The organism is Haladaptatus halobius, assembly GCF_020618475.1.
In the GTDB taxonomy this organism is placed as follows: Archaea; Halobacteriota; Halobacteria; order Halobacteriales; family Haladaptataceae; genus Haladaptatus; species Haladaptatus halobius.
Genome location: NZ_CP085336.1, coordinates 165,036 through 185,491 on the forward strand (window position 1 = coordinate 165,036; position 20,456 = coordinate 185,491).

At 50.7% G+C, this 20,456-nt stretch carries 28 protein-coding genes and 2 pseudogenes; 17 read left to right on the top strand and 13 right to left on the bottom strand.

Annotated features, from left to right (window positions below; translation table 11 throughout):
• Positions 1–1,223: 1,223 nt before the first annotated feature.
• Together LIW51_RS17455 and LIW51_RS17460 are read left to right on the top strand one after the other, a co-directional pair.
• The gene (locus LIW51_RS17455) at positions 1,224–1,826 is read left to right on the top strand and encodes a TetR/AcrR family transcriptional regulator (RefSeq protein ID WP_227377742.1); all 603 of its coding nucleotides are present in this window, start codon (positions 1,224–1,226) and stop codon (positions 1,824–1,826) included.
• A complete protein-coding gene (locus tag LIW51_RS17460; RefSeq protein WP_227377743.1) occupies positions 1,823–3,313 on the top strand; it encodes an MATE family efflux transporter in 1,491 nt (496 codons plus the stop codon). Before LIW51_RS17455 ends, LIW51_RS17460 begins: the two co-directional genes overlap by 4 nt.
• A 111-nt stretch (positions 3,314–3,424) precedes the next feature.
• Here LIW51_RS17460 and LIW51_RS17465 read toward each other — a convergent pair.
• Together LIW51_RS17465 and LIW51_RS17470 are read right to left on the bottom strand one after the other, a co-directional pair.
• A pseudogene (locus LIW51_RS17465) lies at positions 3,425–3,715 on the bottom strand (diadenylate cyclase); the annotation flags it as partial.
• Between the two features lie 197 nt (positions 3,716–3,912).
• Positions 3,913–4,953: a lysylphosphatidylglycerol synthase transmembrane domain-containing protein gene (locus LIW51_RS17470; RefSeq protein WP_227377744.1), complete on the bottom strand. Its 1,041-nt coding sequence runs from the start codon at positions 4,951–4,953 to the stop codon at positions 3,913–3,915.
• Between the two features lie 165 nt (positions 4,954–5,118).
• Here LIW51_RS17470 and LIW51_RS17475 point away from each other — a divergent pair, with 165 nt between their 5' ends.
• The gene (locus tag LIW51_RS17475) at positions 5,119–5,391 is read left to right on the top strand and encodes a hypothetical protein (protein WP_227377745.1); all 273 of its coding nucleotides are present in this window, start codon (positions 5,119–5,121) and stop codon (positions 5,389–5,391) included.
• A gap of 148 nt (positions 5,392–5,539) precedes the next feature.
• Here LIW51_RS17475 and LIW51_RS17480 read toward each other — a convergent pair whose 3' ends face one another.
• Complete coding sequence (locus LIW51_RS17480) at positions 5,540–5,830, bottom strand: PadR family transcriptional regulator (RefSeq protein WP_227377746.1); 291 nt, start codon at positions 5,828–5,830, stop codon at positions 5,540–5,542.
• A 487-nt stretch (positions 5,831–6,317) separates the two neighbouring features.
• Between LIW51_RS17480 and LIW51_RS17485 the strand changes: the two genes are divergently transcribed.
• The 3 genes from LIW51_RS17485 to LIW51_RS17495 all read left to right on the top strand — a co-directional run bounded on the left by LIW51_RS17485 (position 6,318) and on the right by LIW51_RS17495 (position 8,983).
• The gene (locus LIW51_RS17485) at positions 6,318–7,082 is read left to right on the top strand and encodes an IclR family transcriptional regulator (RefSeq protein WP_227377747.1); all 765 of its coding nucleotides are present in this window, start codon (positions 6,318–6,320) and stop codon (positions 7,080–7,082) included.
• Between the two features lie 573 nt (positions 7,083–7,655).
• Complete coding sequence (locus LIW51_RS17490; RefSeq protein WP_227377748.1) at positions 7,656–8,369, top strand: haloacid dehalogenase type II; 714 nt, start codon at positions 7,656–7,658, stop codon at positions 8,367–8,369.
• A 194-nt stretch (positions 8,370–8,563) separates the two neighbouring features.
• Complete coding sequence (locus tag LIW51_RS17495; RefSeq protein WP_227377749.1) at positions 8,564–8,983, top strand: acyl-CoA thioesterase; 420 nt, start codon at positions 8,564–8,566, stop codon at positions 8,981–8,983.
• Positions 8,984–9,437: 454 nt separating this feature from the next.
• On the opposite strand, the gene LIW51_RS17500 is transcribed toward LIW51_RS17495, so the two are convergent.
• The gene (locus LIW51_RS17500) at positions 9,438–9,959 is read right to left on the bottom strand and encodes a transcriptional regulator FilR1 domain-containing protein (protein ID WP_227377750.1); all 522 of its coding nucleotides are present in this window, start codon (positions 9,957–9,959) and stop codon (positions 9,438–9,440) included.
• An 81-nt stretch (positions 9,960–10,040) separates the two neighbouring features.
• Positions 10,041–10,217 (bottom strand): helix-turn-helix domain-containing protein, encoded by a 177-nt coding sequence (locus LIW51_RS39940; protein ID WP_227377751.1) that lies wholly within the window; start codon positions 10,215–10,217, stop codon positions 10,041–10,043.
• A 295-nt stretch (positions 10,218–10,512) separates the two neighbouring features.
• Between LIW51_RS39940 and LIW51_RS17510 the strand changes: the two genes are divergently transcribed.
• The 4 genes from LIW51_RS17510 (at position 10,513) to LIW51_RS17525 (ending at position 12,787) form a co-directional block, all read left to right on the top strand.
• Entirely contained in the window at positions 10,513–11,415 is a 903-nt protein-coding gene (locus LIW51_RS17510) for a DMT family transporter (protein ID WP_227378263.1), read from the top strand.
• Between the two features lie 278 nt (positions 11,416–11,693).
• On the top strand, positions 11,694–11,918 hold the full coding sequence (locus LIW51_RS17515) for a hypothetical protein (protein ID WP_227377752.1): 225 nt from the start codon (positions 11,694–11,696) through the stop codon (positions 11,916–11,918).
• A 167-nt stretch (positions 11,919–12,085) separates the two neighbouring features.
• On the top strand, positions 12,086–12,493 hold the full coding sequence (locus tag LIW51_RS17520) for a DUF7344 domain-containing protein (RefSeq protein ID WP_227377753.1): 408 nt from the start codon (positions 12,086–12,088) through the stop codon (positions 12,491–12,493).
• 126 nt (positions 12,494–12,619) lie between these two features.
• Positions 12,620–12,787, top strand: a complete 168-nt coding sequence (locus LIW51_RS17525; protein ID WP_227377754.1) for a DUF1931 domain-containing protein — start codon at positions 12,620–12,622, stop codon at positions 12,785–12,787.
• Positions 12,788–12,964: 177 nt separating this feature from the next.
• Here LIW51_RS17525 and LIW51_RS17530 read toward each other — a convergent pair whose 3' ends face one another.
• The gene (locus LIW51_RS17530) at positions 12,965–13,162 is read right to left on the bottom strand and encodes a hypothetical protein (protein WP_227377755.1); all 198 of its coding nucleotides are present in this window, start codon (positions 13,160–13,162) and stop codon (positions 12,965–12,967) included.
• A gap of 240 nt (positions 13,163–13,402) precedes the next feature.
• Between LIW51_RS17530 and LIW51_RS17535 the strand changes: the two genes are divergently transcribed.
• A complete protein-coding gene (locus tag LIW51_RS17535) occupies positions 13,403–13,561 on the top strand; it encodes a hypothetical protein (protein ID WP_227377756.1) in 159 nt (52 codons plus the stop codon).
• A gap of 161 nt (positions 13,562–13,722) precedes the next feature.
• On the opposite strand, the gene LIW51_RS38600 is transcribed toward LIW51_RS17535, so the two are convergent.
• Together LIW51_RS38600 and LIW51_RS17540 are read right to left on the bottom strand one after the other, a co-directional pair.
• A complete protein-coding gene (locus LIW51_RS38600) occupies positions 13,723–13,857 on the bottom strand; it encodes a hypothetical protein (protein WP_255767539.1) in 135 nt (44 codons plus the stop codon).
• A 509-nt stretch (positions 13,858–14,366) separates the two neighbouring features.
• Entirely contained in the window at positions 14,367–14,849 is a 483-nt protein-coding gene (locus LIW51_RS17540) for a universal stress protein (RefSeq protein WP_227377757.1), read from the bottom strand.
• 365 nt (positions 14,850–15,214) lie between these two features.
• Between LIW51_RS17540 and LIW51_RS39945 the strand changes: the two are divergent.
• A pseudogene (locus LIW51_RS39945) lies at positions 15,215–15,463 on the top strand (DUF7522 family protein); the annotation flags it as partial.
• A 15-nt stretch (positions 15,464–15,478) separates the two neighbouring features.
• On the opposite strand, the gene LIW51_RS17545 reads toward LIW51_RS39945, so the two are convergent.
• Positions 15,479–15,637: a hypothetical protein gene (locus LIW51_RS17545; RefSeq protein WP_227377758.1), complete on the bottom strand. Its 159-nt coding sequence runs from the start codon at positions 15,635–15,637 to the stop codon at positions 15,479–15,481.
• 100 nt (positions 15,638–15,737) lie between these two features.
• Positions 15,738–15,944, bottom strand: a complete 207-nt coding sequence (locus tag LIW51_RS17550; RefSeq protein WP_227377759.1) for a helix-turn-helix domain-containing protein — start codon at positions 15,942–15,944, stop codon at positions 15,738–15,740.
• Between the two features lie 294 nt (positions 15,945–16,238).
• On the opposite strand from LIW51_RS17550, the gene LIW51_RS39950 reads away from it, so the two are divergent.
• The 3 genes from LIW51_RS39950 (at position 16,239) to LIW51_RS17565 (ending at position 18,121) form a co-directional block, all read left to right on the top strand.
• Positions 16,239–16,613, top strand: coding sequence for a DUF7344 domain-containing protein (locus LIW51_RS39950; protein ID WP_438267386.1), 375 nt, complete (start codon positions 16,239–16,241; stop codon positions 16,611–16,613).
• Between the two features lie 172 nt (positions 16,614–16,785).
• A complete protein-coding gene (locus tag LIW51_RS17560) occupies positions 16,786–17,025 on the top strand; it encodes an amphi-Trp domain-containing protein (RefSeq protein ID WP_227377761.1) in 240 nt (79 codons plus the stop codon).
• Positions 17,026–17,080: 55 nt separating this feature from the next.
• Positions 17,081–18,121, top strand: coding sequence for a YihY/virulence factor BrkB family protein (locus LIW51_RS17565; protein WP_227377762.1), 1,041 nt, complete (start codon positions 17,081–17,083; stop codon positions 18,119–18,121).
• Positions 18,122–18,141: 20 nt separating this feature from the next.
• On the opposite strand, the gene LIW51_RS17570 is transcribed toward LIW51_RS17565, so the two are convergent.
• Positions 18,142–18,501 (bottom strand): hypothetical protein, encoded by a 360-nt coding sequence (locus tag LIW51_RS17570; RefSeq protein ID WP_227377763.1) that lies wholly within the window; start codon positions 18,499–18,501, stop codon positions 18,142–18,144.
• A 19-nt stretch (positions 18,502–18,520) separates the two neighbouring features.
• On the opposite strand from LIW51_RS17570, the gene LIW51_RS17575 reads away from it, so the two are divergent.
• Positions 18,521–18,721 (top strand): hypothetical protein, encoded by a 201-nt coding sequence (locus LIW51_RS17575; protein ID WP_227377764.1) that lies wholly within the window; start codon positions 18,521–18,523, stop codon positions 18,719–18,721.
• Here the strand turns inward: LIW51_RS17575 and LIW51_RS17580 are convergent, their stop codons facing one another.
• Complete coding sequence (locus LIW51_RS17580) at positions 18,722–18,949, bottom strand: hypothetical protein (protein ID WP_227377765.1); 228 nt, start codon at positions 18,947–18,949, stop codon at positions 18,722–18,724.
• 217 nt (positions 18,950–19,166) lie between these two features.
• Between LIW51_RS17580 and LIW51_RS17585 the strand changes: the two genes are divergently transcribed.
• Entirely contained in the window at positions 19,167–19,571 is a 405-nt protein-coding gene (locus LIW51_RS17585; protein ID WP_227377766.1) for a DUF5518 domain-containing protein, read from the top strand.
• A gap of 147 nt (positions 19,572–19,718) precedes the next feature.
• On the opposite strand, the gene LIW51_RS17590 is transcribed toward LIW51_RS17585, so the two are convergent.
• Positions 19,719–20,219: an SWIM zinc finger family protein gene (locus LIW51_RS17590; RefSeq protein WP_227377767.1), complete on the bottom strand. Its 501-nt coding sequence runs from the start codon at positions 20,217–20,219 to the stop codon at positions 19,719–19,721.
• Positions 20,220–20,456 lie beyond the last annotated feature (237 nt).

A 20,456-nucleotide genomic window follows, 5' to 3' on the forward strand; every position in this document is an offset into this window, starting at 1 on the left:
CAACTGGAGCGTTCCACACGAAATAGAACTCTCCATCACCACTGGTGATCTTATAATTCACGATCAATCATTCTTTCTGGCTTATAGTCGTTCTAAGTCAATTCAATCTTTTTATTCACAGTCAATCCCCAGTTATCGGGTTATACACATTGTTACCTGAGCAACTGTCAAAATCAATAGTTCATATACAGGGTTAGCGCGAACCGTACTCTGCATTACCACCAGCTATCAAACGATAACTGAACGCCAAAAGAATGTCAGAGCGGGATTCAGCTACCAATCTATTTCAAATGCCGACCGGCGTGCCAAACACGTCCTTGTGGATGTTCGCGTTTGAGCCAGTCAGCGGCTTCGAGTTGGCGCAACACCGCTCGAATAAGACTTTCAGAGGGTGGGTCTTCGAACGAACTCGATAAGCGAGCTTTGAGTTCAGAGAGCCGGAAGTGGCCCTGTTCACGTGCAAGGAGAAGAGCCTCAGAGGCGATAGAGACTGCTCGGTGTTCCACCACAGTGATCTATTTCAAAGTTGGTGGAGAGACCCTAATAACCATTCGAATCTGTCGTCTTAAAACCGACCCAATTCTCTTCATTTGAGAAATATACCATAATCAAGACTTAAAATAGGAGAAAAGCCGAAAAAGACCGGTGGGATAGAAGATCTTACTCTATGAGGAGGAGTAAGACTTCAATTTATAGATTGTCAATATTGTCGCTCGCATACCAAATGCGTCCCTCTGGGTGGTCACGTTCAAGCCAATCACCTTCATTGGTGTCGTTATACTTTTTCTTCCGAATGCAGCCATCTCCGCGGTGGCTGCCATCTGCTTTGTAACGCTTTCATTGCCCTAGCGAGCGACCGGGACGAATAACTTCGATTTCGAGGACAATCGACGACTACGTTCCTCGTGGTTTCGGGGATCTCATCACTACCGACGCTATAGACGACGGCTAAATCCAGCTGTTGCCATCCCGCCGGTGCACGTCGGATACAGTTCCGTACTGGTGTACGTCACCATTTTGCCCAGATGTAGTAGTTAAATTTTTTGTATACTTTGTACACAATATGGGGTTTGTGATGGCAGCGGTAATCGTTCACTGTGAACTCACAAGCCATTGGTTTCTTAGTCGTGGGAGTAACCCTCACGCAATCTATTTGACTGGCCAGATCGTCAGTTAGGATAGAGACTAACTGACTCGCTAGTCAGCCATAGGTGAACTAACAGATGAATGATAACACAACCGATGAATTGATGCGAGCAACGTATACGGCACTCTGCAAGCACGGTTACGCAGCCCTCCGTATGCAGGATATCGCCAACGAATCCTCAAAGAGCAAGGCGACACTCCACTACCACTATGACACCAAACACGACTTACTACATGCATTTCTGGAGTATCTTTATGAGTCGTTCGCCGAGCGTATCGAAACTCTCGAAGGTGAAACACCGACAGAGCGACTTATCGCATTTATCGAGATAGTTCTGACTCCACGTGATCGAGACAAGCATCAGGAATTTCAGACGGCAATCCTCGAAATCAAAGCACAAGGACCATACGACGAAACCTATCGAACGGAACTCAAGAAGTTCGACCAATTACTATCCAACCGGCTCCACTCGATTCTCCAGGATGGACAAGAACAAGAAGTCTTCCGACGGGATATCAATGCCGACGATACTGCTGATTTCATCGTGACTGTCCTCAATGGCGCACAGACACGGTACGTTGCAGTCGGTCATCCAGTCGACCGAACACGACAGGAGCTTATCGACTACATCGTCCGACAGCTTCTTATCGATGATACTGAGGAGGTTGTCGCTGAGTGAGCATCCAGACACACCTACGTGGGCTGTTCAAATCTCCTGAAGAACTAGATCTCATATCAGGAAGTATCGCGAAGCCATTGCTGTACCTTTCGTTTCCGATCGTCATCACGAACCTCTTCCAGACGGCGTACAACCTCGCGGACACATTCTGGCTCGGTCAATACAGTACGACTGCACTCGCCGCGATCAGCTTCGCATTCCCGATGGTATTCTTACTCATTGCACTCGCACTCGGATTGTCGGTGGCAGGGAGCGTGCTCGTGGCGCAGCATGTAGGAGCTGGTCAAGAACAGCAAGCTGAGTACGCAGCATCGCAGACAATGATCTTCTCGGTTGTTGTCTCGCTTCTCCTTGGTGGCGCTGGTTACCTGCTAATCGATGAGTTCCTTGCACTCTTAGGTGCTTCCGAGAGTGTTGCTCCGCTCGCGACGGCCTACATGCAAGTCTTTTCCCTTGGATTAGTTGCTGTCTTTGGATTTGCCGTGTTCATCGCATTGATGCGCGGCTATGGCGATACAGTGACGCCAATGTTTGTCATGTTTGGCTCTGTTGTGCTCAACATCATACTTGACCCATTCCTCATCTTCGGGTTTGAACAGAACCCAGTATTCGGATACCTTAGCCTCCAAGGTTTAGAGACGCACTTGTTCGCACTCACTGGCTATACTGGATCTGGTATCAAGGGAGCTGCCATCGCGACCGTGTTCTCTCGCGTACTAGCGCTTGGCGTTGGCCTCGTCATTATGTTTCAGGGAACGCGGGGTGTCCAAATTCACCTCAACCAGATGGTACCAGATTTCGCCTATGCCCGGCGGCTCGTCGATATTGGACTGCCTGCATCAGTAGAGGGAACCAGTCGTGCCCTCTCGGTCAATCTCATGTTGGTGGTGATCGCTGCGTTTCCCGAGACAGTGGTCGCTGCCTATGGGATTGGAACGCGAGTGTTTTCGGTTATTTTCTTGCCGGCAATCGCGTTTTCACAGGGGATTGAGACGATGACTGGCCAGAACATTGGGGCCGGTAAAATTGACCGTGCTGAGCAGGCAAATCACTACGGTGCAAAGGTAATGCTAGTGACGCTCACTGCGTTCGGTCTGCTTGTACTGTTTGCAGCCGAACCCATCGTCGCTGTGTTCACGACGAATCTTACGGTCGTTGATATCGGCGCAACGTTTATGCGATATACTGCATTGACGTTTGGGTTCATTGGCGTGATGCGCGCATATAGTGGTGGGTTCCGTGGCGCTGGAAAGACGCTTCTCGCGGCTGCCGTTGCTATTCTCACATTGGGAGTGATCCGATTTCCTCTCGCGTGGATTGGTGCAGATGTGGTTGGATCATCTGGTATTTGGCTTGCATTTGCCGTCTCAAACGTTATCGGTGGGGTCATTGCCTACCTCTGGTTCCGTCGCGGAACCTGGCGGAACGCCGACCTCACGAAAGGACATGCAGTCGGGAACCAATCAGAGATCCCTGGAGACGATTAAGAGTTTCCGAGCAATCGTTCGTGTATTAAATATCAATGTATGGTGGAATAGTCTGGCACAGATCCATATCTTCGATATTACTCTTGGAATACCCTCGTAAGTACAGAAAGATCAGTACTGATCCGGATCGATATTGAAAACTAAATCTCCATTTTTGAATCCACGAACGCGACTATCTCCCTCACTCAAAACAATCGTGACAGCATCGGTTTCACCCGTAATCGCCGCTGCTGCATTATGCCGCGTCCCAAGTCCTTTCGGGATATCAAGATCGTCAATCGACGGTTCAAGATATCGATATGCACTCACAATCTTCCCTGCATCAGAAATAACGAATGCGCCGTCGAGTCGTGAGAACTCTTTCAACATGTCTTTGTGTATCTGGCTGATTTCACTACTGTTGGCCGTATTTAATCGTGGACTAAGATATGCATTCGCTGTTCGGGTTGTCCAGCGACAATGCATATAGTCGTTGAGATTCAGACTTCTATCACCTGTTCGTTTATTTTACATGGTTTATTACTCCTGAGATTTCAGTAAAGCTACGAGCTCAACTGCGCCGGTATCAATACGGTGATCCACCCGAGGGAACCGGGATTTTAACTGGCAGTTGTCCCGAACGCGTCGACACCGACCCAACTCACGACGAATCCGCCGATGAGAATCGGAATCCAGTACACAAATCCACGGAATATCACGACTGCAGCAAGCGCCGTCTCTAATCCAATTGCGATACTCGGTAAGCTTGCAAGAATCGCCACAAGGACAGTCTCAATGCCACCAGTACCACCCGGAAGCGGTGTAATGCTGGCGAGGGCACCCATCGGGACAACGAACAGCATCACCGAGAACGGAATTGATGTCCCGATTGCCCAGAACGCCGCCCACAGTGCTATCATTTGTAAAACCCATCCGAGAGTTGAGGCGGTGAGCGTAAGAACAATTCCTCGGCGATTGGTCGCTATACGTTCAATTGCGACAAAGAATCCCTCAATCCTGGATTTGACATCGGAGTCGTCGGGAGGTGAGATACCAGGCAGAACTTTCGTAAGTCGCTGGACGAGTGGTGTGAGCACGGATTCGAGTCTCTGTTCAACGGCGTCTCGATTCCGCCATCCGAGGTAAATCAACGCAGGGACAACAGCGGCGAGTCCGACCACAAGACCAGTCGCAACCCGTAACCGTTGGCTAAAGGTGATTTCAGTGGCGAAGTACGCCGCTCCGATAAGCGCAAGCGTGATCGATGGAAGGAAATTAATTGTATCGACGCTCGCAATCGCTGCGAGGCCGCGCTCGTACTCGGTCTCGGCAACCTTCGAGATGAGGAGGGCTGCAACAGGTTCTCCGCCTGCCTGTCCGAACGGGGTTACATTGTTCGAAAATATGGCCCCGTTGAGGACAAGGAACGATCGAACCACCGAGAGGCGCACACCTAGAACTGCCAGTACTGTCCGAAGACCAAGTGCCCATGCGGTGAGCCATCCAACTGTGACTGCACCGACGAGAACGACGAGACCGGTATCAGCGCGCGACAATACTCGGAGGAGATCCTCGATACCCACAAGATAAAGTATCCCACTTAGTATGACGAGGGTACCAAGGAATCCAACAGCGGTGACTCGTCGCTGGTTCGTAGTCATAGCATGTTTGCACCCAGCAACTGTATCAATCCACTGGCCTTCTCGCGAAGAGCGGTACGTCAGTGAGAGCTTGATGCCAATCTGTCTGGGTAACGGAATTGTGGTAGGTCGATCACAATCCCGGATACCAGGTTCGAACATACGCAACACGATAATTTGATTCCGGTGGATGGATACGATGCAAGCGCGGTTGCGATGGATCACGGCGTCTCAATCGCAGAACCAGATGCGGCGGCGATATCACTTTCTGCACGTCGTGGATGTAGGATGGAGATGTCCGCACCCGGTATCGGAACTATCGCGGACAAACTTACGGAAACACTCGAACAAGAAGCGGAAGACGTGCTTGGCACAGCTGACGTTCGGGCCGAAGAACCGAGCATTACGTTCGAACGCTCTGTTCTCGAAGGGATCCCCCACGAAGCAATCGCTGAGTAAAGCACGAACAAGACATCAATTTCATCATCATGAGGGTGAGCGCCTGTTCAGGACTGCAAAAGCATCTTCTCGGAAGTACAGTTGTCTTTTCAGAGGTCGAGTTGTCGGCGTAGCGGTTTGCGAAAAGGCAGGGTACGGGGTGCGATTGTTAGGCTGTCGGCGCTTCCTGCTCGAGATACTCTTGTTCCCAGTCTCTTCTCATTTCGATTTCTCGCTGGCCACGCTGAGTCAGCGTATAGATGTTCGTCCGGCGATCTTTTTCGCTCTTCTCAATCAGCCCTTTGTCGACGAGTGTATCCAGATTTGGATAGAGTCGCCCGTGATGGACTTCCTTGTCGTAGTAGTCTTCTAGGTCATCTTTGATGGCAAGTCCATGTGGTTCATCTAACCCCTTCACCACGTACAACAGGTCTCGTTGAAAGCCAGTCAGATCGTGCATTGTTCTCCCACTAGCCATTGCCACATATTTATGAAATCCTTTACGGTATGTGTGAGTTCACAGGGTTGACCAGTTATATGCACATGATTTGAAATGCAGATATTTTTATCTTAAACCATAAATATGAGCGTTATCAAAATTGCTGTTACTACTGGCTAAAATCGTAAGCGGAAGTAGACCATCCCCGGAACCCCACTCTCAATCTATGCGGAGTTCGTGGTACGAATGCATCTCCTAATCTCCTCCCCACGCCCAACTCTAAGTGAAGTAACGGCCCAAACGAGTCTCCAATTGAGCCCGAAGCGTCATTCCTTTTAATTCGCCTCAACGCCTACCCAGATGGGTTCGAGGCCGAATACAGGGACAAGCCCCACCTGCCACGAGCGAAGTCGTCAGACTGAGCGAAGTAGGGTTGTGGAGTTGATATATTAATGCCATATCCTTCCAAGATGGATAACTTACCTATTTTCGTGTTCTATATGGGGATATGCGATCAGAGGACAGAAAGACGATTAAATCGGTCGAGAGGGCCTTTCGTATACTTGAGTGTCTTGTGAGAAAGGACGGAGTAGGAGTGAACGAACTTGCCAAAGAACTTGACTACTCACCGAGCACAGTCCATGTCCACCTAACCACTCTTCAACAACTCGGTTACCTTATCACGGTCAACGGAGAGTACGATATCTCGAATCGGTTTTTATACTTTGCGAGACATGCGCAGACCAGAGTGGATGGACTTGATGTGATCAAGGCCAACGTCAGACGGTTAGCTGAAGAGACAGACGAACGTGTACAGTTCATGATTGAGGAATATGGACGTGGAATATACATCGATAAAGCCGAAGGCAAACACGGGGCACCGAATAACACGTTCCTCGGAAAACCTCGCTACCTCCATATGTGCGCTTCAGGTAAGGCGATATTAGCGAATCTGCCGAAAGAACGTGTTACTGAGATCATCGATTACTGGGGTCTTCCGAAGCAGACAGAGAATACTATTACCGACGAAGAAACGCTCTTTTCAGAACTCGAAAAAGTCAGAGAAGAGATTGCGACGAATAAGGGCGAAACCGTAGATGGATTAATTGCTGTAGGTGCACCGATTCTATCGGTCGACGACCGGGTGATTGGGTCTATTAGCATCTCCGGGCCAGCACACAGGATATCAACTAACGGAGAAGTAAAAAAGGTCTATCGTGACAAACTGATTGGTGCGACCGAGGACATTACACTTAACCTCAGATACCCCTGAGCTGCTAACATCATTCGAAAGTGCCGGTATCGAGCAAGGATTCAGTTATAGAGAAACTATTCTTCCCTCCCAAGCACGAGCCGTCATTAGACGACCACTCGTCACGAATGATGGTCTCTTCTTTTGATCAACTGCTGTTACACTACCGGTAATTAGTGCGCCATCATCTAAGCGAATCGAAGATAGAGTCGGCGAATAACAGCACTGACTATACGTAGTTGAAAATCTCGAAACAATCTTGGAGGTATCTAAAATAGAATATTAGTGTTATCATCATTGGCTACACTGTCATCCACTACCCCAGATTCATGATCTAGATGATAATTATCTTGCAACACTCAAACATCCCATTCAACGATAGCGAATAATCGAAATTGTTGATTGAATCCTGGATTTGCCTTAGCTGACCTAGGTAGACAACACATTCGATGTAATTCTAATATCTGAGGAGCATTCGTCATTGGTGAATAAAGTTGTACTCTTGAGAGTTATATTCGATATCTCTGAACAATTTCACAATATTAGTTTGACCAATAACCTTATCACTCCACAAATCAACGATTTAATCGTCGTATGTCCAATATTGCTGCAGAGACGATACAAGAGGAGGTGAAAGTCCTCGCCTTCGATCTGTGGGACACGCTGCTCGATCGTGAAGCGACACTAGTCCCTGCGCTGGATGAATTGCTTAACGACCATGGAAGCGATCACGATCCGGAAATCTTGCTTCGGCGGTATCTGGCAATGCACTTCCGGGACTCGATGATTGATTCGTTGATTCCTGGACCCCACACTCCATTCAAGGAGATCAGCCGTCGGGCACTCAGCTACCGCTTGAAACAAATAGGTCTTGACGTCCCAGATGAGGAAGTTCGTGGGGTCATCCGGCAGTGGAAAACCCTTCAGCCATATCCAGATGTCGACGCCGCTTTGGACCGCTTAGCTGAGGAGTACAAACTGGTTGGCCTCTCAAACGGCGATCCGGATATGCTCGATGCAGTACGTCCAAACTTCGAAACAGAGCTAGATGGTGTCGTGTCAGTTGCTGATGCTGGAGCGTACAAACCACATCGCGCATCATACGATCTGTGCTGTGAAGAACTCGATGTTGCACCTCACGAGGTAGTATTTGTAACTGCTCATACATTCGATCTCGTGGGGGCGAAGGCAATCGGAATGCGTGGAGCATTCCTGAACAGGCACGAGAATCCATACGGTAGCTGGATTCACCAGCCGGATATTACCGTTGCCGACACCGAAGAGTTGGCTGATGTGCTCACTTCATAGAGGAGACCGGGACTGCTACATCTTTACCGAAGCAACTGTCTAAAGGACTGGTCAAGATTGGCACCGCTTCAACCCCAGAAAATAGACGACTATAACTACCAAGAAAACGTGATCCAACCAACGAATCTGTACAAACGACTCGCTCTCAGCGTTGTGGGTCCTACTGACACTAGCGTACGGAAGATAGGAATCACATGAACGAATTCAACTACGTCAAGAACATCGCCGTTCGATTCGGCGATCTCGATACGCTTGGCCACGTGAACAATGTTGCATACGTCAAGTATCTCGAGGAGGCACGGCGAGGCTACTACGACGATGTTGTCGGTGTTCCCTTCGAAACGCTCCATACGGTCATCGCTATGTTACAGATCGAGTATCACAGCGAAATTACTCCCAATCAATCGGTTGACGTCGGAGTTCGCGTCCCTCAGCTAGGTGACTCCAGTGTTCCTATGGAGTACGAAATCCGAACTACTGGATCTAATTCTGGGAAAACGACGATTGCAGCCACAGCGGAAACAATCCAGGTTAATACTGATCCCGAAACGGGAGAGGCTGCTACAATCCCGGTGGATTGGAGAACTGCGATTAGCAATTACGAGGATCTCTAGGATCTCGGAAGGATTATGGTTACCCACCTGTGTTGGAATTTCTGCGGTACTGATGGAAAAATAATACTCCTTCAACCCGCGAAAAATGGATGGTTATAATCATCGGAGTGGAAACGTTTTTCACCCGGATCTCGTTGAGGATCTCAGCGAACCCGTTGACGGCGAAGAATCGTCAGAAATACGTAGATCTACCAATCAACAGTGTCACTCGTAATAATATCTGTCTAATAGGGTTTCGACGGAGCCACGCAGTTCTGTGCTGACTTCGCGCCGTGTATGCAGCACGACCACTGAAACCTATCACCGATTGAGAGTTTCAACAAGGCCAGAGGAGTGAGTTATCGCTCTCGCACAATGCATTCTCGGTACTTGTCAAGAGTGGCATGTTGATTACATAAGGTGTATTCAGCACAGAGTCGGGAATTCGAGAGATCTTATTGGCGGTGAAAGTATTCTAGCAACTGACCGACTGAGCATCATCGAGATACCGTTCGAACAGGGAATTTGCCCACTCACGGAGCGGGCTTGACTCGGACTCGATCACCGCGCGGATAACACCGTGTTCGTCTCGGAGAATCAGCCGAACCACCTCGTCTACGATTTCGACGGCACATGGGATCTCCCCGTTATAAACCGAGATTGCCGTCGTATCGGCGTCGAGAATCGTCTCCAACTGGTCACGCCACTCGGGGTTGTCATACAGCAACTGAATCGCGTCGTCACTATATTCGGCCTCGTACCGTTGACCGCTTTCTCGGACCGCAGTCACGTTCGCCTCAAGGCAGTTCTTGTTGTATGCATACGAGAGTATGCGAACATGCTGTCCAGTACGCAATGAGTGTTCGACTCGATCCATTGGTGCATTCGGCTCAATTGGCGTCGGCGTGATTACTTCGGCATCAGCGAGCCAGCTCACGTCGAATCCATCAATACCCGTTGGAAGCCACGGCTCAAACTCCTGCAAATCGTCGCTCACGCTGAGAGCTTGTTGGAGGGCACTCAGACAGTCAGCGACCCACAAGCCGAGAGCGGTCGTTTCGTAGACGGCGTCCCGTTTCTATATCCACTGACGGCTCTCGAAATCTTGGAGAATCCGACTGAGAGTCGCTTGCGAAGCACCGAGCTCGTCCTGCAATTCACGGCGGGTGAACGCGTCTCTCGTGAGTAATTTGAGCACCTGAACCCGATTCTCCGACCGGGACAGATACTCGATTCCATAGAGTGACTGATCCATATGGACTGAAGACTACAAGTCAGTATAAGGGCCAGTATCTCGGGGTTTTCATTCGTGAAACATTTTCACCGGCGCGAATAACTTCCAGGTATGATATAACTTCGAGTGGGTCGAAAGCTATGCCGTGCAACAGACTGAACGGAAGCGGGTGTCAGACCAATGAATGGAGAGCTCCTCGCGGATTTGACAGGGTATTTCTGCCCGAGGAAGAATTCGGCATGAGAGAACTGTCTCGGTTCATCGAACTCCCGGTATGAATTAGTGGACAGCATCTTTGGAAGAGCGGGTTGACCCGATGGTCGGCGTCGCGGTCGCAATCATCGCCATCAGCACGAGCGCGATCCTCGTCCGGTGGAGCGGGGCGCCGAGCATCGTGAAGGCGTTCTACCGTGTGCTGTTCATGACGGGCGCGGTCGCGCCGTTCGCGCTCCGCGACGTTGATAGCCTCAGGGCTATCTCGGGCCGTGACCTGGGCTTCGCTGTAGTCTCAGGGTTGGCGCTCGCGGCCTACTTCGGGAGTTTTTTCGAGAGTCTTGAGTGGACATCGGTGGCAGCGTCAGTGACGCTAATCACCACTCAACCGATATTCGTGGGTGTTGGCGCGGCGTTCCTCCTCAACGAACGACTCACTTCGAGGACGGTCGTCGGGATGACTGTCGCGTTTGCAGGGGCGTTCGCGATGTCGGTCGGACCACTCGTGGTCAATCCGCTCTTCGGTGGTGGGGACATCGTCGCGTCGCTCGCCACCGCATTCGCAGGTAGCCCTGCCCAACTTTACGGCAACGCCCTTGCGTTCGGTGGGGCGATCGCAGGCGCCATTTATACCCTCACAGGGCGCTCACTCCGCCAGCAGCTCTCGCTGTTCGTCTACACGTTCATCATCTACATCGTGTGTACGGTTGCCCTCGGCTGGCTCGCCATCGGGACCGGCGCACAATTGCTCGGCTATGCGCAGACGGAGTGGATACTCTTCCTCGCGATGGCGCTCATTCCAGGCATGTTCGGCCAAACAGTCATCAACTGGGCGCTGAAGTACGTTGAGTCGAGTGTCGTGAGCGTCTCGCTACTGGGCGACCCAGTTGCAGCCACGATTCTCGCGCTCGTGTTGCTCGGTGAGGTTCCGGAAGCCGTGACGATTCTCGGCGGCGTCGTCGTGCTGGTGGGAATCTACCTCACGAATCGTGCACGGGTGACATAAATCGTCGATATGTCCCGAACACGCGATAGTTTAGGATTGGTACAACTATATCGATAGGCAAGTGCGCTCGGTTTACCAACGATTTTACCGGGAAACGTGTCTAACCAATAGGATTTCAACAGAGCCAACCGCATCGAGCAGCTCGAAACCGACGATATCATTCAGGGCTATCATCCCAAAATTGATTATGAGGCAGCGAACCTCTCACTCCGCGTGTTGTTCGTGTGTACCGCCCCGGCAGTTGAATGTGCTGCGTTCGTCGAAAAAAAACACTTGACGTGCAGGGCGTCGTCGATGTGCGCGAGATGCTCACCGACCGTCGGAATATCCATGTGGAAGTTGTGGGGACGAGCACGGAAGATATCACGCGGATCACGGACGCACTGCACGAACTCGGGTTGACGATCAACAGTTCAGAGATCATGCGTCAGCGGCGCGTCCAACCGTTCAATCACTTCTTTTTCACGGGTGCGCTTGACGACGACGCCGAGCGTGAAGACTGACCACCACTCGATTTTATTGTGGAAATCACAGTTTTAACTGCATTAATTAGGCATCTCACACCGTATCCCTCAACTATACACAATCCTTCCGCGCTGAGCTGCGCTTCCCACAATGCCTAGGAATAATTATAAACAATTGTTATTGGTTCGAGGGTCAAAACATAGCTATGGAAGGCCAGTTCGAGAAGATACCTCCTCAAGATGCCACCGCCGAGCAGACGAATCGCCTTTTCAATATTCTTGCGGATCGACGGCGACGATATATATTGCAACGGCTCCAAACGGCGAACCAACCGATCTCTCTTGAGGAGTTAGTGGCCGACATTAGTGCCTGGGAAGATGCGCCACCCCCTGAAACCGCTCTGACGGACAGAGTGGACGAAGTCACCGTCTCACTCCAGCACTGCCATCTCCCGAAGCTTGCCGATGCAGGGCTCATCGAATACGATCGGTCTACTAAAAACGTGGCGCATACTGATCATCCGCAGGTTAATGCACTAGTTGATAGTTTCTCCGAACTCTTTCCAGGTGAGGATGAGAGAGGGAGGACGACTGAAGGGCATGAAAGGATGTGAGAAGCGGTGATTTTTGCGGAGAGGTGAGCTATTAGAGCACCTCCCACGTTTGGTTATTTGCCGTCGAACTCGTGCAACCGATTGTTACCGTAATATTTTGTGGTATTTTACCGTTTGGACGCCTGTATGACCGATTTAATCATCAAATCGGCAGTGAGAAACCAGATTGACGACAAGAATGTTTCGAGTGACTTCTATGATGCACTCGATGGTGAAGTTGCAACCGTGCTCGAAAACGCCGTCCGCCGAGCCGAAGAAAACGACCGGAAAACCGTCCAATCCCGCGATTTGTAGCGACTTACCATATCGCTGTTTTGAAGCGTCGATCACCCGTGGTAAACGCTTCAGAGGAAGGGACAGCACGAAGTCCTGGCCATGTGCGTTCTACGAGTACAACAACACGGTCATCATGGGGAACAACGAGAATGCTGGCAAGTCACAATACAACTCGTCGTGAATACTCCAGGGACGTTATTCGTCGGGTTCTTCTACGGCAAACACGATCTCGACGGGTGTGACGTGTTTGCCACTGAATTGGTGGAGGATTTCGTCCTCAACATCCGTAATACGGCCATCGATACTAAATGAAATTTTCTCGTCCGTCGTTGAGACGCCGATGTCTGTCAGTTCTAAGTGTGCACCGTCTTGCAGCCGAAGTGCAATTTCCATAGCCGACTGACGGAGAGCATGAATAGTAGCTGTTCCGATTCCGTCGCTAACCAAACGACAATATTCAGTGGTATATCAACGACCACTCTTTGCAAAATAATCTTGTAGAGAAGCCCAAGACTCGGTCGTACCGACGGAAAATAAGGGACTGCAGGACAGTCCCTAAATAAATTTCAATTGAGTATGAGAAACAATTATTGCAGTGATGGCCGTTTTCCTGTTTGGAGGAGGTGGAGATAGATGCCAATTCCATACTACCCCTCCGACGATCCCGAAGACGAGCCTGCGCCGGATATCGACGGGATTGTCGACACCATCCTCAATGGTGGCGACACTCCATCGCTGCGACCGGGCAGGACATTATCACTCTTACCTTATTTTTCCGAAGTTTCTGCGTGAACGATGGCTGTTCAGACAGCGCTACCATCATACGCAACTTCTCATCCATCTCATTCCAAGTACCTAGAATTCTGCGAAGAAGACGCTGGCGATGAGTATACTCAATATCATGACTGATTGGCTATGAGGAATACAGAACACTGGATATATTTCGGCTGGGCCTATTCATATTCTCCGCTTTGTTGCACCGATTGGTCAATGAAGTCGCGGTAGGCATCATAGCACGTTTCGCAGACGACGTGCTCGTCGTCGAGCGGTTCATAGCCGAGGTTCGCACTTTGAAGTGTTAGCCACACGCGTGGATCCCCATCGGTAAGGTGGTGGCCACACCGGATACAGGTTTGTTCAGAAGACACCATATTCGGTCGTGGAGATATAGTATGGGATGTGTTAACAATCTTCGGTTGAGAGACAGAATCGATGGAAAAGGCGTTGCTGGAGGTGAGAATCGAGTGAAAAGAGGAGTGGGATCTGATCATGGTGTTGGGCATTGTCCTGTTGAAAAATATAGGATCCCCGCTTACCTTATCGAACAGTTCAGTGCGCAAAGTGGCTGTTCTCGTAGAGATGCTCGCGCGGGGTGGTTCACGTGCGTGGGTGTTGACAATCTCGTGCGCGAACAGCATGCAGAGGAGCTGTCGGAATGGCGGAGCCAGTCTGACTCAGTCACCGAGAACATCAACTTGAAACGTCCGTCTCACTCCGGCATGTTTAGACGACAGAGATCGCTAACGTCGGTCATCCCTGAAGCAGTGATCATCATCAACATCCGGAGCGGTCATCCAGCCGGGAGCATGATGTTTACTTACTCGGGCTCTGATGGCCGAAGAACTAAGACCGGGATTGGCGCGGAGCGAATCACGCGTTCGGTCACACTTCCAAGGAAATATCGAGACAACCCCGTGCGGCCGTGGGTCCCCATTACAACGAGATCGATATCGTGGTCATCGATATAGTCAAGAATTGTTTCGTCAGCGAACCCACGTTGCACTGCTGTGACCGTCTCAAGGTCAAGTTGGTTGGCTGTCTCTGCAATGGCCGCCGTCGCTTGTTCACCAACTTTTTCGAACGCAATCCGTGTTTCTTCAAGATCCGCTTCAGACACCGGGCCCAGTTCGTGAGCGGGGTCAACTGTCGACTGCTGCAGTGGTTGGACGACGTAGAGAACATGAACCGTAGCATCGCAGAGTTTCGCGACTTGTAGTCCATGCTCGGCCGCTTCTTCCGCTCGATTGCTTCCATCGACCGGGAGAAGAATCGTGTCATATAATGGTAACTCTCCGCTCATCGTTCCTAATCGAAAAGGATTCAACCCCCCTCACAATGGCCTTTTCGGCCATTCACATTTCCGTTCGTAGTAGTCCATAGATCCAGCACTATATCAACAATGACCAACGAGTGCAATTTCTTCTACGAAAAAGTCACGCTGCGTGATCGCGCTTAATCGCCAGTCGTTGTGATCCTCTACAAAGGGCGCAACCCGCCACTATCTACTTAGAAGACAATTCCGTACCAGCCAGTATGAGCCCCCACCTATCGGACGAAACGGCCGACCAATTGATTCGTGTATGTCGAACACAGATTGGTGATGAACTTCGAAGCATGACCTTCTTCACGCCAACAGAGGTGACCCATCTATAACTCCGAGAGGATCTTAAACGCGGTGATCAACTGGGCTTTGTCGAGACTGAGCGCCACGGCTTTGAGACCCAGCGTAGCTATAACTGGTCCGAACTCGGTGAATACAACTTCACCCTTCGTGCGTTCGATAATGGGTATCTCGTCCGAGTGCTTGTCGAGGATTGCGGTGTTTATCTTACGACCGATTCGCTGACCATGGATCAATTTGACGAGGTGACAGTTGCTCTTAGGCAGTTGCTCAACGACCTTCAGCAGGCATAACGGACTACGTCGTCTTCAGTTGTCTCGGTCTGGCTGGACGTTCACGTCGAAATAGCTCCGATAGAAGCCCGCATCGAACGTGATGATCGTGCCAGCGTCGACGGCGGCGTGGGCGCCGATCAGGAAATCAGGAGAGAGGTGTTGACGGGGCGCGAGCGAACGCCCACACGACACCTCTGTTTGTTCACCACAGTCTGGGCACTGGAGCCCGTCACCGCGACGTGAGAGGTAGGTGCTCTACTTAGTTTTCCAACGTATGCTCTGATCCTGAGTGTTACTCACGGTCTGACTTGAGTGTCTCAGTGACAAGCTGTTTTACGCCACAGCGGATTCGTTCTGATGCAGCGTTTTGGGAGATCCCCAGTTGAGTAGCTAACTCGGCAAGTGAACTCTCTCGAGGAATCTCAAAGTAACCATAATCAACAGCCGATAAGAGCGTCTCTCGTTGTGTATCAGTTAGTCCTGATATCGAGTCAATCACATCGTTTTGAGAGCATCCTCAAATGCGTCGAAGTTTCTGTCTGCCCAGAGAAGCACACGGATGCGATCCTCCAATGGATCGGATCGTTCCCACGTAAGTTCCATATTGAGAACTTGTTCCGATGTGTCACGTAGAATCGGATGGTCTATAGTGTACTCCACGATGATCATGGCATCACCTTGCCTGTCGCATTGTGTTGTTTGGATGTCTATGACGGGGTTGGGCCGAGGTACAGATAAAAACCGTGAAAATTCACGCAATCTCCCTTTGCAGTAGCGTAAACAAAGTCCTGCGATGGGAGTCAAGAATTCTGGGCAGGAAACCCTCGATGCATGCTGTGGCATTCTGAGTAATCAACGACGCCAGTATCTGTGTGCTCACCTACTACAATCAGGCGAGGATGTCTATTCGCTCGATGAGCTCGTCGAGCGGGTACTAGAGCGAGAACGGGGGCAAGACAGTGCTCCACAGTTAGAGAAGCATCGACAGCGAACCTCTATCGAGCTACACCATCGACACCTCCCAAAATTGGCCGATACCGGCCTCATCGATTATGACGCTCGGACTCATACCGTCCGGTGTCAAGAGTCGCTGATCCGAGATGACATCCCCGAACTCCTCAAGCAGAAAATCACTACTATAGAAGAATATCTGGACAATCAAGACTGATAGTCCTTGTACCAATCGACGGCCATCTATTACAGTTTGGACATTGTCTGCAAACTCTTCGACACCCCTCAGTCGATCGTTTCGACCGGCAGGTCGAGGAGTGTTCAGTAGTTAAGTGACCGATCCCCTTGTCCAAAACACCTATACAAGCGATTTGAGATTGTTACTCTTGATGGCCGAAAAAACGCTGCACGAAGAGAAAACTTCGCGAGAGAAAGTGGCAGATAAACTACAAGAAATCGCACACGAACTCCGAGGAGAGGGTAACGCCAATATCGATGTCGGCAATAAAACGGTTACTCTCTTGCCGTCGAGTACTATTGGCTATGAAATTGGTATCCGAGAATCATCATCGGTGCTCCGGGGGAGTCGCGAATCAGTAACGATTAAACTCGACTGGAAACCAGAATAATAAACAAATTGTAGGATCAAAACTAATAATTTAATACTATAAATTATTGAATTAAATGACACCATCATTTTCGAGTGTTCTTGGAGTTGTCCAATCGGTTCGAACCGAGATGCAGCAAAAACAAGTAACGTTTCTTGCAGGGAGTATCGCATATTACGCCATTATCTCATTGCTTCCCATCTTACTCCTTACCTTTCTTCTATTTGCAGCCATTGGCAACAATGACCTCCAAGCTCAAGTAATTCGGTTTGCAAGGTCTCTTGCACCAGCGATTGGCGAGCTTGCGAAGACTACCCTTGAAAGTGAACAGGGAAGAGCAAGCGCCTCAGTTGTCGGGATCATAACGCTCACCTGGGGTGCGTTGAAGCTGTTCCGCGGATTGGATACCGCATTCTCCGAAGTTTATGCAGTCGAAGGAGATGAATCGATACTCGATCAACTCCGTGATGGCCTCATTGTCCTGTTCGCGATCGGATTCGCAATAATCGCGACAATCGTTGCAGGCGCACTGCTTGCCCTCTTTCCTGCAGTTCCGTTTATCGAACTGCTTAACCCAATTGTGTTGATCGTGGCGCTCATCATCGCCTTTTTCCCGATGTATTATCTTTTCCCTGGGGTCGAAACCTCGCCCCGTGGTGTTCTTCCGGGGACAGTATTTGCAGCAGCGGGATGGACAGCACTTCAGGGTCTCTTCCAGATTTATGTTTGGGTAGTTGGACCGAGTGCTTCAGGCGTTCTTGGCGCGGTACTTCTCGTAGTGACGTGGCTCTATTTTAGTGGGTTAATATTGCTAATTGGAGTGGTGTTGAACGCCGTTCTCGCAAAAAGAACTGAAACACCGGGTGAACAAGTACAAACACAACAGCGGTCACTTACCCGTGATGAGGCAGCACGATATCTTCGGATCCTTCGGGAACAAGCATTTGGACGCTATGAACGAATGCAAGCAGTGGAGATATCGACGGACGAATCGTTCTTGAACTCGATTACAGATCGACCTGCTACAATTGAGCTCGTGGAGGAAATAAGGGAAATGGACGATGGCCAGCAATACGAACTACGAATTCGGTGGGACGATAACAACGATGACCACTGAGAAGTATGTAAACACAATGGTCATGTAATCGCTGTTCTACTCTCGGTTCGAAGTATATCAATACATTCCGTGTTAAACAGTAATTCAATAGATCCACTCCAAACAGGTGGTAGACTGGCGACAACAGCAATCATTGCAATTACGTGATTCTTGCAGCACTTAGCTGGAACAAACGGGTTCGCGAGAGAAGACCACGAGAACTCACGCATCAGTTCATACAGTTGCTCCCGTCGCTTCCGCGAGCGGAGCGACGGGGTAACCTTCCCGGTGATTTCGAGCATCGTCTCAACGAGATACGCTTCCTTGGCGTGATCGAGGCGGACGCTTAGTCCGCCTCGTTCTTCCCAAAACGCCTCGTTCGCCCGCTCAGCGAACGTCACCAGCGTAGATGTCGTCGATTTGAAGGCAGGAAGTGACGAGCTTGTTGCCCAGCTCCGTTTCAGCAACGACGGGATTGTACAACCGGGCGACGCCATCGGTGGCGTCGCCGGTTTTCGGAGCGAACGTATCGTCGATGTAAAAGAGCACGTCGTCACCAGCACCGACCTGGAGCTGGTCGAAGACGTACTCAGCGTGGCATTGAGCGAGATTGGTGGGTGATCAGTCAGCACCGCCGACGAAGTAGTCGTAAGCCTTGCGGGATTTCGCGCTCCCGTCGGGACGCGAAATCCCTCGGGAGAGTCCACTAACAGTCCGCTGCGTTTCGGCGAGAATCAGCGCGCTCACGAGGTGTTTGAACGAATCAGCGTTACGGCTGTCGGAGAAGGCTGCCTCAAACGTCGAGAGAGATTGTTCGAACCACGGTGGGAGACGAGTAACCCCGAGCACAGTACGAAAACATCAGGTCCGCACCGGAAACCGCCGTTCGATGTTTCTACCTACTGCTCGTTGACTGGTCAGCGGGCGCAGGGAAAAATTGCCAAGCTGAGATGTGACCGTAACTATCCGTTTTATAACGAAATTCCAACCCTCTGATTGTACCAACCTTGAAATGTATATTTGAATTATGAAAAGTAGTTAAGAGGTTGTGGGTCTCATATTAGGTATGGACTTCAAAGTAAGATCCATCGTATACGGAATCGTCGCAACGATCATCGTCGGTCTCCTGAGCGGTGCCGTCGTCCCATTCACGAATATGACACTCCCCGTCACCGGTGTTTTGGTGACCGGCATCATCGGTGGTCTCGTGGCCGGATACGTTTCCGGAACCAAACTCAATGACGGCGCGCTTAACGGCGGTGTCGCAAGCGCCGCGGGGGCCATCATTGCCCTCGTCGTCCTGACCGTTGCGGGATTGATGGCTGGCCCACTTGCAGCGATGGGTCTGTTCGCCTTCGGCGTGCTGTTCGTCATCGTCGCCGCAATCCCCGGCGCTGTGGGTGGTGCGCTCGGGGCGTGGTTGCAGGGTCGCTCGGCCAAACGCAGGGCAGGGCGCCCGGCCAGTCGCTGATCTGAACCGTTTTTTGCCCGGTTCGAACCGCATCGCTCCTAATTCTGTTTTTGAGGGCCGTTCTGAAATCGACTATCCAGTCAAACATCCTCTGGATTACTCTTCGGCGTCAGTGACTAGATATTGACTAATAAATCAAAGGAGTAGTTAGTGTGGCAGTTCTTTTCGTCCTGTCCTCACATACGACCAGCACGGGAAACCACCGAGGCCGTCACAATCACAGTCTTCTGGTTCGGCATCGTCTTCGCTGTCCTCCGATGGGAATGCCTCGAGCGTGCCATCGTCGGTTGCGTTGTCGACCGCAGCCATGTGTTTGCAGTAGGCGTTGCGGTGGAGGTGGTGCGGACACGTACAGGTCATCAGCTCGCCGGTCACGTCGTCCAGCGTCACGACGTAGTGGTGCTCAGCGGGGTTGTCGTGGCTCTCATTGGTCACGTCGACCATTCCGAGAGCCTCAAGGCACTGCTCAGGCTTGTATATCGTCTCTGAATGAAGACATATGATTACCTGGATGAATGCTCGATACCACTCGCCGTGATAGTGACCGATGAGCGTTCGCGAGAGTGCCGTCGTTAGTGATTCGAACCTGTGTCCCAGTCGTACCACGGTCTTGAACCCAAATGTCGAGACGATACTGCCCTGGGTCACCGACAAAGACCTCTGGTTGCACCTGCTCGCCAGGAGCAAGTGAGCGATATGACGACCAGCAAATCTCGTTTGTTGATCACACGAGTGCGGTGCTTGCGCGTGAATACGAGATCGATCATATCTTTGCCTTTGATCGGGATTTCACGACGCTTGGGCTCACTCGTGTTCCTGCGGATATCCACTTTCCCGAGTGAATTCCTCGAAGCATCAACGGATGGATATGCTAACCCAAATAGG